Annotated in this window: 10 protein-coding genes; 7 read left to right on the top strand and 3 right to left on the bottom strand. The window is 38.2% G+C overall.

All coding sequences use genetic code 11. From position 1 onward, the window contains the following. The first annotated feature begins 47 nt into the window (after positions 1-47). From acnB to C0975_RS01950, 3 genes are all read left to right on the top strand, one after another. Positions 48-2654: a bifunctional aconitate hydratase 2/2-methylisocitrate dehydratase gene (gene acnB, locus C0975_RS01960; RefSeq protein WP_101774717.1), complete on the top strand. Its 2607-nt coding sequence runs from the start codon at positions 48-50 to the stop codon at positions 2652-2654. A gap of 93 nt (positions 2655-2747) precedes the next feature. Continuing rightward, complete coding sequence (locus C0975_RS01955) at positions 2748-3833, top strand: metallophosphoesterase (protein WP_101774716.1); 1086 nt, start codon at positions 2748-2750, stop codon at positions 3831-3833. Positions 3834-3855: 22 nt separating this feature from the next. Further along, positions 3856-4884 (top strand): ABC transporter substrate-binding protein, encoded by a 1029-nt coding sequence (locus tag C0975_RS01950; RefSeq protein WP_101774715.1) that lies wholly within the window; start codon positions 3856-3858, stop codon positions 4882-4884. A gap of 79 nt (positions 4885-4963) precedes the next feature. Here C0975_RS01950 and epmA read toward each other — a convergent pair whose 3' ends face one another. Further along, positions 4964-5935 carry an elongation factor P--(R)-beta-lysine ligase gene (epmA, locus tag C0975_RS01945; protein ID WP_101774714.1) on the bottom strand — a complete coding sequence of 324 codons (972 nt, stop codon included), beginning with the start codon at positions 5933-5935 and terminating at the stop codon, positions 4964-4966. A gap of 367 nt (positions 5936-6302) precedes the next feature. Between epmA and frdA the strand changes: the two genes are divergently transcribed. From frdA to frdD, 4 genes are read left to right on the top strand one after another with little or no spacing between them, the layout of a single operon-like run. Beyond that, entirely contained in the window at positions 6303-8117 is a 1815-nt protein-coding gene (frdA, locus tag C0975_RS01940) for a fumarate reductase (quinol) flavoprotein subunit (RefSeq protein ID WP_101774713.1), read from the top strand. Continuing rightward, positions 8110-8880: a succinate dehydrogenase/fumarate reductase iron-sulfur subunit gene (locus C0975_RS01935; protein ID WP_049216061.1), complete on the top strand. Its 771-nt coding sequence runs from the start codon at positions 8110-8112 to the stop codon at positions 8878-8880. The genes frdA and C0975_RS01935 overlap by 8 nt, the downstream gene beginning before the upstream one ends. A gap of 10 nt (positions 8881-8890) precedes the next feature. Then, positions 8891-9289, top strand: coding sequence for a fumarate reductase subunit FrdC (gene frdC / locus C0975_RS01930; RefSeq protein WP_101774712.1), 399 nt, complete (start codon positions 8891-8893; stop codon positions 9287-9289). Between the two features lie 13 nt (positions 9290-9302). Next, positions 9303-9653: a fumarate reductase subunit FrdD gene (gene frdD, locus C0975_RS01925; RefSeq protein ID WP_101774711.1), complete on the top strand. Its 351-nt coding sequence runs from the start codon at positions 9303-9305 to the stop codon at positions 9651-9653. 367 nt (positions 9654-10020) lie between these two features. Here frdD and lptG read toward each other — a convergent pair whose 3' ends face one another. Together lptG and lptF are read right to left on the bottom strand one after the other, a co-directional pair. Continuing rightward, positions 10021-11091 carry an LPS export ABC transporter permease LptG gene (gene lptG / locus C0975_RS01920; protein ID WP_101774710.1) on the bottom strand — a complete coding sequence of 357 codons (1071 nt, stop codon included), beginning with the start codon at positions 11089-11091 and terminating at the stop codon, positions 10021-10023. 7 nt (positions 11092-11098) lie between these two features. After that, complete coding sequence (gene lptF, locus C0975_RS01915) at positions 11099-12205, bottom strand: LPS export ABC transporter permease LptF (protein WP_217349310.1); 1107 nt, start codon at positions 12203-12205, stop codon at positions 11099-11101. Between the last annotated feature and the right edge of the window lie 51 nt (positions 12206-12256).

Here is a 12256-nt window from a genome sequence, read left to right as displayed (position 1 = left end):
AATGCGGTTTACCCTAACAGATAAAAGTAAAGCCGACGAGGTAACCTATGTCTAACTTTCTACAATCCTATCAACAACATATTGATGAACGCGCAGCATTAGGCATTGTGCCGAAACCATTAGATGCGGAACAAACAGTACAACTCATCGAACTCTTAAAAAATCCCCCCGCAGGCAAAGAAGTTTATCTACTTGATTTATTTGAAAATCGTATTCCTGCAGGTGTTGATGAAGCAGCTTACGTGAAAGCCTCGTTTCTTGCAGCAGTCGCTAAAAAAGAAGTCAGTTCGCCACTCATTTGTTCCCAAAAAGCTGTTAAATTACTGGGCACAATGCAAGGTGGTTACAATATTGAGCCCTTATTAAACGCGCTTGATGATGAAGAACTTGCGCCAACTGCTGCCGAAGCGCTCTCATTCACTCTTTTAATGTTTGATAATTTTCATGATGTAGCAGAAAAAGCCAAAAAAGGGAACTTGTTTGCACAGCAAGTTTTACAATCTTGGGCAGACGCTGAATGGTATTTATCTCGTCCTAAATTAGATGAAAAAATTACTGTCACTGTATTTAAAGTGACAGGTGAAACCAATACTGATGACTTATCTCCAGCTCAAGATGCTTGGTCGCGTCCTGATATTCCACTACACGCACTCGCTATGCTAAAAAATCCACGTGATGGAATCGAACCTGATGAAGCCGGTAATGTAGGACCAATTAAACAATTAGAAAAATTAAAAGAAAAAGGGTTTCCATTAGCTTACGTAGGAGATGTAGTAGGAACAGGTTCTTCACGTAAGTCAGCGACCAACTCAGTACTCTGGTTTATGGGTGAGGATATTCCTTATATTCCAAACAAACGTGCTGGTGGTGTGGTGCTTGGCGGTAAAATTGCACCAATCTTCTTTAATACGATGGAAGATGCAGGTTCACTCCCTATTGAAGTCGATGTAAGTCAATTGAATATGGGTGATGTCATTGATATTTATCCTTACGCAGGCAAAATTTGCCTCCATGATACAGAAGCGGTATTAGCTGAATTTACCTTGAAAACGAATGTATTATTAGACGAAGTCCGTGCTGGTGGGCGTATCCCATTAATTATTGGTCGCGGCTTAACCCATAAGGCACGCGGTGAATTAGGCTTACCTGAAACAGATGTTTTTGCTAAACCACAATGTAGTACTGAAAGTCACAAAGGCTTTACCCTTGCACAAAAAATGGTAGGTCGCGCCTGTGATGTAGAAGGTATCCGTCCAGGACAATATTGTGAGCCTCGCATGACATCTGTCGGTTCACAAGATACAACGGGACCAATGACACGTGATGAGTTGAAAGATCTTGCCTGTTTAGGCTTTTCAGCCGATCTCGTCATGCAATCGTTCTGCCATACAGCTGCTTATCCGAAACCTGTCGATGTCGTTACTCACCATACTCTCCCTGACTTTATTATGAATCGTGGCGGTGTATCATTACGTCCAGGTGATGGTGTCATTCACTCATGGCTAAATCGTATGTTATTACCTGATACTGTAGGCACAGGTGGTGATTCTCATACACGTTTCCCGATTGGTATTTCTTTCCCAGCAGGGTCTGGTTTAGTTGCATTTGCTGCTGCAACAGGTGTAATGCCATTAGATATGCCAGAGTCTGTCTTAGTCCGCTTTAAAGGAGAAATGCAGCCGGGTATTACATTACGTGATTTAGTACATGCCATCCCTTATTATGCGATCAAACAAGGGTTGCTCACTGTAGAGAAAAAAGGGAAGAAAAATATTTTTTCTGGTCGTATTTTAGAAATTGAAGGTTTAGAAAATTTAAAAGTAGAACAAGCTTTTGAGCTTTCTGATGCCTCTGCTGAACGTTCTGCTGCGGCTTGTACAATTAAACTGGCTAAAGAGCCAATTATCGAATATTTACAATCTAATATTGTGTTATTGAAATATATGATTGCTGAAAGTTATGGTGATGCTCGTACGCTTGAACGTCGTATTAAGAACATGGAACAATGGTTAGCAAATCCACAACTTATCGAAGCTGACCAAGACGCAGAATATGCTGCAGTAATTGATATTAATCTAAACGAAATCACAGAACCCATTTTATGTGCGCCAAATGATCCTGATGATGCTCGTTTATTATCAGAAATGCAAGGCGATAAAATAGACGAAGTATTCATCGGTTCTTGTATGACGAATATTGGTCATTTCCGTGCCGCTGGTAAATTATTAGCCAAATTTAAAGGGATGATTCCTACACGTTTATGGATTGCACCGCCAACAAAAATGGATGCCGCATTGTTAAGTGAAGAGGGTTACTATAGCATTTACGGCAAAAGCGGCGCACGAATTGAAGTGCCGGGTTGTTCATTATGTATGGGCAACCAAGCCCGTGTTGCAGATAATGCGACTGTCGTTTCAACTTCAACGCGCAATTTCCCAAATCGTTTAGGACAAGGTGCCAATGTTTATCTTGCCTCAGCAGAATTAGCTGCGGTATCTGCCATTTTGGGTAAATTACCAAGCGCAGAAGAATATTTAGCATTCGCGGCAGATCTGCAACAAGATAAAGAAGACACTTATCGCTATATGAACTTTGATCAAATCAATAGTTATACTCAAAAAGCCGATAACGTTATCTTTCAAAGTGTGGTATAATTTGGCGAAATTTTGTTAAGATATTTACTAACACAAGGGGAACTGTGGTTCCCCTCTTTTTTGTTAAGCCATTAATCTCACTAGGAAAGTATTTTGGAATTACGACATTATATTATTTTCTTTGCAGCTACCCTCCTGCTACAACTTTTTATCTTTATTTTTAACCGCACTTTGAGTTGGCTATTGGCGGCTATACTGACAAGCAAAACCCGCAAAATTTTATTTGTATCTAATTATTTGATCGCAAATAGCATTATCTTATTGACAATCTTTCGTGTGTTTCCTTTATTCCGTTTTAGTGCATTTTTATTAGCATTTTTATTATTCTCTGCATTTATCAGCATAGGTTGTTTACTCTGTCATTATCTGCTCAAATCTTTTATTCCATTAAGTAAACTTCATACTGCGCTTCGTTTCGGCTATCCAATTGCACTATTGAGTTTACTTGGGCTAAGTGTGTATAACGCCTATACCCCAGTTGTCATTCATTATCAAGTTCAACTTGATAAGCCAATCACACCAATACGGCTAGGGGTAGCCAGTGATCTTCATTTAGGCACCTTATTTGGTAGCCGTCAACTAGACAAGCTCGCGGAACTCATGCAACAACAAAACGTTGATATTATCCTCATGCCCGGCGATATTATGGATGATAATACGCATGCTTATGTAGCTGAAAATATGCGCCCCCATTTATCAAAATTACGAGCACCATTAGGCGTTTATGCAACCTTAGGTAATCATGATTTTTTTGGTCATCAACAAGCCATTAAACAAGAATTAGAGCAAGCTGGCATTGAAGTATTATTCGATCAAAGTAAAGTGATTAATCATGAATTTGTCTTAGTTGGTCGCAATGACGATCTACTCAAAACTCGCCCAAGTGCAGAACAACTACTACAAAATGTCAATACAGAACTGCCTGTCATTCTACTTGATCATCGCCCAACTGAAATAGAAAAACATGCCAAACTACCAATTGATATTCAAGTTTCTGGTCATGCACATAAAGGGCAGATTTTTCCAGCAAACATCATTACTCATCTTCTCTACCCTTTAGATTACGGTTATGAGAGAATAGGCAACGGACATTTTTTCGTCACCTCAGGATATGGCTTCTGGGGTATTCCAATGCGTTTAGGCTCACAATCTGAAATCTTTATCATTGATGTCAACTAAAAACAGTAAAAGGAATTCTTAAATGAAAATTGCAACCAAACTGACCGCACTTGGCTTAACATTACCAATCCTCTTATCTAATCATGCTTCTGCTGAAGGAAAATTAACGGTGTATTGCAGTGTACAAAATACAACCTGCGAAAAAATGATACAAACCTTTAGTAAAAAATATGATATTGAAACTAAATTCATTCGTAACAGTACTGGCGCAACATTAGCTAAACTGATTGCTGAAAAAAATAATCCACAAGCAGATATTTGGTATGGCGGTACAATTGAACATCATTTCCAAGCAGGCGATTTAGGTTTATTCACTCCTTATCGTTCTCCACGCCAAGCTGAAATTATGCCGCAGTTTAAAGCGTTAACAGACAAACGCGGTGATCTGACGTCAATCGTTTATCTCTTAGTACTCGGTTTTGGTGTAAATACCGAAAAGCTTAAGCAATTAGGTATCACTGAACCACCAAAATGTTGGTCAGATCTGCTTGACCCTCGCTTACAAGGCTATGTCCAAATGCCAGATCCGCAAATTTCAGGCACAACTTATACTGCTATTGCTACGTTAATTGAACTGTGGGGAGAACAGGAAGCCTTTGACTATCTCAAAAAACTGAATGCTAACGTATCCGAATATGTGAAAAGTGCGTTAGTTACAACGAATCTTTCGCGTGGTGAATCTGCTGTTGCAGTGGGGTTTATCCATAGCTATGCTACTGAAAAAGAAAAAGGCGCACCAGTTGAAAGCATCTTGCCTTGCGAAGGTGATGGCTATTCTCTAGGTGGGATGAGTATTATCAAAAATGCACGTAATCTAGATAATGCTAAATTATTCGCTGATTGGGCATTAAGTAAAGAAGCGCAAGAACTTGTCTGGCGTGAAACTAAAGTTTACCAAATTCCAACGAATATTCATGCAGAAGCGTCACCACAATCCGTTAATCCAAAACAATTGAAATTAATTAACTATGATTTCGATCGCTTTGGTGCAAGTGCAGAAGGAAAACGTTTGACCGATAAATGGGTTAAAGAAGTAAAACTGATGAAATAACACAACTAAATAGGCAGCTTATCAAGGCTGCCTATTTTTTATTGAATAAGTAACGTATTTTTATTGAATAAGTAACACACTAGGCATTTTCGATACCAAATGCAATAACTTCTTTAATTGTTTGTGCACCTAATGCGATCATCAATAAGCGATCAACCCCTAATGCAACGCCCGAACAATTTGGTATACCTGCTTGTAACGCAGCTAATAAGCGCTTATCAATTACACGTTGCGCCAACCCCATTTTTTGACGTTGCACATTATCTTGTTCAAAACGGTGTAATTGTTCATTTGCATCAGTGAGCTCATGGAAACCATTGGCTAATTCCAATCCTTGATAATAAAACTCAAAACGCTCTGCAACACGATGATCTTCTGAGCTAATTTGAGCCAATGCAGCTTGTGTCGCGGGAAAATGATATACGGCGACGGGATGGTCTTTACCAATATTGGGTTCAACTACTGTACTAAACAAAAATTGCAATAAAGTATCTCGATCTTCTTCAGTAGCACTCAACAAGTTATATTGCTTCGCTTTAGCTATTAATTCCGCCTTCTCCGCAGAAAGTGGATCTAAACCGACATATTCTTGGAAAACAAACTGGTAGCTTAAACTTTCTGTTGGTTTACAATCTAAAATTTGCTGCAACAAGTCATCCACTTCATTGATCAAACGATACATATCAAAGTGCGGTCGATACCATTCTAACATGGTAAATTCAGGATTATGACGCAGCCCAGATTCTTCATTCCTAAATACATGACAAAGCTGAAAAATAGGACCACTGCCAGCAGCTAATAAGCGTTTCATATGATATTCAGGACTGGTAGAAAGCCATAACCTTTTTGATTGCGCTGCAAAAGGAGAAACAAACTCTGTATGAAAAGTTGATAAATGTACATCTGTGACACCGAATTCACTTAACACTGGTGTTTCAACTTCAAGCAAGCCACGATCAGTAAAAAAACGGCGAATTTCCGCGATAATTTTTGCACGTGCGAGCAAATTTTTAATTGGGGCAGAAGGCTGCCATTGTTCAGATTCAAACATAATCTTATCCGCAATATAAATTGAATTAGCGTATTCTAACCAGCTAACCCACTTATTTCAAATTAAGCCATAGCGCAAACAAAGAATATTGTTATGCAAAATCCGTTTTTTTGGTGTAAAAGTGCGGTCAATTTTTTGCAAATTTTGCACATTAGATAGATAAAAATAGAGTTTTAAACAAAATTTAGATCGAGAGTAATGGCTATAAAATAAACCATTTTTAACTTTTTTGAGGTAGATCACGAAACTGAGTTTTTATTGTAAAAAAAGATTATTAATCTTTGAAAATAATGGCAAAATGAAGAAACCCTAAATTAACCAATTTTGGTTTATTTTTATTTTTTACTTTCTTGATTGGAGGAATATCGTGCAAACTGTTAATGTCGATATTGCAATTGTCGGTGCTGGTGGTGGCGGTTTACGCGCAGCTATTGCAGCAGCAGAAGCAAACCCTAACTTAAAAATCGCTTTAGTTTCAAAAGTATATCCTATGCGTAGCCACACGGTTGCTGCTGAAGGTGGCGCCGCAGCGGTTATCAAAGAAGAAGATTCTTATGATAAACATTTCCACGATACTGTGGCAGGTGGCGATTGGCTATGTGAACAAGACGTTGTAGAATATTTTGTACAACACTCACCTGTTGAAATGACTCAGCTTGAACGCTGGGGTTGTCCTTGGAGCCGTAAAACAGATGGTGATGTTAACGTACGCCGTTTTGGTGGTATGAAAATCGAGCGTACTTGGTTTGCTGCTGACAAAACAGGTTTCCACCTACTCCATACCTTATTCCAAACTTCCATCCAATATCCACAAATCGTTCGTTTTGATGAACACTTCGTATTAGATATCCTTGTTGATGACGGTCACGTGCGCGGTATGGTAGCGATGAATATGATGGAAGGTAGTTTAGTCCAAATCAATGCCAATGCCGTTGTCATAGCTACAGGTGGTGGTTGCCGAGCATTCCGTTTTAATACTAACGGCGGTATCGTAACAGGTGATGGTCTTTCAATGGCGTATCGTCATGGCGTACCGTTACGTGATATGGAATTTGTACAATATCACCCTACAGGCTTACCAAATACAGGTATTTTAATGACTGAAGGTTGCCGTGGCGAAGGCGGTATCTTAGTTAATAAAGATGGTTATCGCTATTTACAAGATTACGGTCTAGGACCAGAAACCCCAATTGGTAAACCTGAAAATAAATACATGGAATTGGGTCCGCGTGATAAAGTTTCACAAGCATTCTGGCAAGAATTACAAAGAGGCAACACCTTAAAAACCGCAAAAGGTGTTGATATTGTTCACTTAGATTTACGCCATTTAGGTGAAAAATACTTACATGAGCGTCTACCGTTCATCTGTGAATTAGCAAAAGCGTATGAAGGAGTTGACCCAGCTAAAGCACCAATTCCAGTGCGTCCTGTTGTTCACTATACAATGGGTGGTATTGAAGTGGACTTTAACAGCGAAACTCGCATCAAAGGCTTATTTGCAGTTGGTGAATGTGCTTCTTCTGGTTTACATGGTGCAAACCGTTTAGGTTCAAATTCACTTGCAGAACTAGTGGTATTAGGTCGTGTTGCAGGTGAATATGCGGCTCAACGTGCAGTTGAGGCACCAGCAGTAAACCAAATCGCAGTAGATGCACAAGCAAAAGATATTGTTCAACGCTTAGATGAACTCTATAACCAAGAAGGTACTGAATCTTGGTCAGAAATCCGAGATGAAATGGGCGATACAATGGAAGAAGGCTGTGGTATCTATCGTACACAAGAAAGTATGCAAAAAGCGGTAGATAAGATTGCTGAATTAAAAGAACGTTATAAACGTATCCGTATTGCAGACCGCTCCAGTGTATTCAACACCAATGTATTATATACCGTTGAATTAGGCTATATCTTAGATGTTGCCCAATCAATTGCAAACTCAGCGATTGAACGTAAAGAATCTCGTGGTGCACATCAACGTTTAGATTACACAGAACGTGATGATGTAAATTACTTGAAACATACCCTTGCATTCTATAATGGTGATGATGCGCCGCGTATCGAATACAGCGACGTGAAAATTACTAAATCACAACCTGCAAAACGTGTTTATGGTGCAGAAGCTGAAGCTCAAGAAGCAGCAAAAGCACAAGCCACTGAAGCAAATAAGGAGAACGCAAATGGTTAATCAAGCTATCATGAATATTGAAGTATTGCGTTACAATCCAGAACAGGACAAAGAACCATACTTACGTACTTATCAAGTACCTTATGATAACCAAACCTCATTACTTGATGCATTGGGTTATATCAAAGATAAACTTGAACCAGAATTATCTTATCGCTGGTCTTGTCGTATGGCGATCTGTGGCTCTTGCGGTATGATGGTAAATAACAAGCCAAAACTGGCTTGTAAAACCTTCTTGCGCGATTACAGTGGTCATATGCGCATTGAACCATTAGCTAACTTCCCTATCGAGCGTGACTTAGTTGTTGATTTAAGCCACTTTATCGAAAGTTTAGAAGCAATAAAGCCTTACATTATTGGTAATCAAGCGCCTGCATTAGATGGAAAACCACATCCATCTGCAGAATTAGCCAAAAGCCGTACTAAGCAAACACCAGCACAGTTGGAAAAATATCGTACATTTTCAATGTGTATTAACTGTGGCTTATGTTATGCAGCTTGCCCACAATTTGGGTTAAACCCAGAATTCGTTGGTCCTGCAGCATTAACTCTTGCACATCGTTACAATCTTGATAATCGTGATCATGGTAAAGAAGAACGTATGAAAATTATCAATGGTAAAAACGGTGTTTGGAGCTGTACCTTCGTTGGATATTGTTCAGAAGTCTGTCCAAAACATGTTGATCCAGCTTCAGCGGTAAACCAAGGTAAAGTCGAAAGTGCAAAAGACTTTGTAATTGCAATGCTTAAACCGCAAAAGTAAGGAGTGTAAAATGACAGCAACAACCAGTAAACGCAAAAAATATGTGCGTGAGATGAAGCCAACTTGGTGGAAAAAGTTAGACTTTTACAAACTTTATATTGCACGTGAAGCAACAGCAATTCCAACACTTTGGTTCTGTTTAGTATTACTTTATGGCGTAATCAGCTTAGGAAATTTAGAAAGTTTTGCTAATTTTATTTCTTTCTTAAAAAATCCAATCGTGATTATTCTCAACATCATTACACTTGGTGCAATGCTATTAAATACGGTCACTTACTACGTAATGACACCTAAAGTATTAAATATCATTGTAAAAAGTGAACGTATTAATCCAAAAATTATTACAACGGCATTATGGGCTGTCACTGGATTTATCAGCCTCGTCATTTTAGTGTTCATGTATGTATAGCGAGGAGAGAAAAATGAAAGATACACCAAAACGTTCTAATGAACCTGTTGTATGGTTATTATTCGGTGCAGGAACAACTGTCAGTGCAATGTTCTACCCTGTACTCGTACTAGTCTTCGGCTTCTTATTGCCATTTGGTTTGATTGATCCGAAAAATACCATTGAACTTGTTGCTTTTTTACATACAGGTCTTGGAAAACTGTTGCTACTTGTATTATTAATTTTCCCAATGTGGGGGGCTATGCACCGTATTCATCATGGTATGCATGATTTCAAAATCCACATTCCAGCAAGTGGCGTCATTTTCTACGGATTATCAACACTTTATACAGTATTAGTTTGCTTTGCTGTGTTTAGTTTATAATTCTCATAACCTAATAATAAGGTGGATTCTTATCCACCTTATTTTTTCTTTAATTGTCTTACTGATAAAATCAAGAAAAATCTAACCGCACTTTAATTCTTATTGCATGCTTAGCCTATCAAGCTCACTTGATTGTTTATAAAGTAAGCGATAAAAATAAGCGGTTCAATATTCATTGTGCCTACACAAAATTAATAACTACATAGACATTTAAAGCTCTCGTTCAAATTTATCTTCTTACTGAACATAAAATATTTTGTAACAACACCAAATAATATATCGAATAAATAGCATAAAAAAGGCAGCTCATCTAGCTACCCTTCCATCGCTATCCTATCCGCTAAGTGCGGTCTGTTTTTAGCCAATTTTAAGTACGCTTTCGACTTAACAACCACCACGTAATTAATAAAAATAAAATGCTTGGCATTAATGCACCAGCTAAAGGAGTTACATTATAGACCAAACTTAATGGACCAAAAATTTCATTGACGACATAAAATAAGAAACCAAAACAAATACCTGTGACAATTCTCGCACCTGCAGTGACACTGCGTAATGGTCCAAAAATAAAGGACAATGCGAGCATCATCATCACTCCTACAGAAAGTGGTTGAAACAATTTACGCCAATAAGTCAGCTCAAATTTCTTAGATTCTTGCCCAGTTTCTTTTAAAAATGCGATGTAGTTGGATAATCCAGAAATAGACAACGAAGTTGGTCGTAAAGAAGCAATACCCAATTTATCTGGTGTTAAGCTAGTTTGCCATTCTGCATTCAATTGATTCACTGTCTTAATTTCATCATCTAAAATTTCCGATTCGTTAAGCTGTGCTAAGCTCCATTTACCATCTCGATAAGAAGCGGAATTGGCATGTTTTACACGTTTTAATTGGCGATTATCGGCAAAACTATAAATATAAATATCACTTAGCTCAATATCATCCGTAATCCGTTTAATATAAATAAAATCATTGCCATCTTTTGCCCAAATCCCATTTTTCACAGACAATAATGAGCCACCAGAAATCGCTTTTGAGCGCATATCACGTGCAAATTGTTCAGTTTGAGGAATACCCCATTCACCAATCAACATAGTCAAAAGAACCAATGGCAACGCGGTTTTCATCACAGCAAAACCAATTTGTAAACGAGAAAACCCTGATGCCTGCATCACGACAAGCTCACTTCGACTGGCTAAATTGCCTAAAGCAATCAGTGCACCTAACAAAGCTGCCATTGGGAAAAAAGTTTCAATATCTTTTGGAATAGTCAGCACTGTATAAAGAATGGCTTGCCAAATATCATAAGTACCTTTTCCTACACTACGAAACTGCTCAACGAACTTAATAATGCCAGACAAACCAACTAACATCACTAATGTAGCAAAAATTGCACCTAAAATGCTTTTACCAAGATAACGGTCTAAGGTATTCATCATTTTTTGACTATCCTTTTATTGCAACGCTTCTATTGAACCAATGACGTGCTTTGTACATTGATGCACTACCCCAGCTATTCAATACAATACCCAAAATAAAGAACATCACATTCACTAATGGCATTAAGAAACTAGCATCTAATTTCCCTGCGCCCCAAGCTGATTTTAAGGAACTCTGTAATAAGAAATAAATTAAATATAATAATAGTGCAGGAATAATTTTAGCAAAGCGTCCCTGTCGCGGATTAACACGGCTTAATGGTACTGCCACCAATGCCATTAAAGGCACTGCTAAAATCAAGCTTAAACGCCAATTTAATTCTGCTTTCGCGGCAGGAGTGTTAGTATGAATTAAAGCAGAAAAACCCAACTCCTCTGCGTCACGCTCATCACTATTCGTATTTTGGTAACCTAAATAAGCTTGGTATTCATCAAAATGTGTAATTCGAAAATCAGGAAAAGCACTGCTACCTTCAACACGTTGGCTATTTTCTAATTTTAAAATTTGATCACCATTAGGCAAAGCGGTTAACTCACCCTGTTCAGCCACAAGCACTGAAGGTTTTAAGTTACCTTTTTTGCGTGTTTGAAATACATAAACATCATGAATAGTATTGTTTTCAATCTTATCAATAAACAACACGAACTCATTATTATTGGTATTAATAAATTGTCCAGCGGCTAGCGCTCCCATCGTTGGATTCGCTTTAGCATCTTCTAGGATCTCACCTTGCTTTTGAATTGCCCAAGGCGTTAACCAAAATACATTGTATGCTGCTAAAGCCGCAGTAAATAAGGAAAGAATTAATACTACACGGACTAAAATACGTTGCCCAACACCACAGGCACGCATCACAGTAATTTCGCTCTCTGCGTATAAACGGCCAAAAGTTAATAAAATTGCAATGAATAAGCATAATGGCAACATCAGTTGTGCCATAGTTGGCATACCTAATCCAAGCAAAGACATGACTAAATCTGCTGGCACTTTACCACTTGCAGCAGAGCCTAATACACGAACGAGTTGTTGACAAAAGAAAATCAGAAGTAAGATAAATAAGATCGCAATTTGGCTCTTAAACACTTCTTTAGTTAAATATCGGGTTAAAATCACATTATTGCCTATATTTTTCTTGCAATTTATATAGAATGGTTTAATTGGCTA

Source organism: Pasteurella oralis, assembly GCF_002850605.1.
GTDB classification, from domain to species: Bacteria; Pseudomonadota; Gammaproteobacteria; order Enterobacterales; family Pasteurellaceae; genus Pasteurella; species Pasteurella oralis.
The sequence above is the reverse complement of the archived record's forward strand: the minus strand, read 5'-3'. Positions and strand labels throughout refer to the sequence as shown.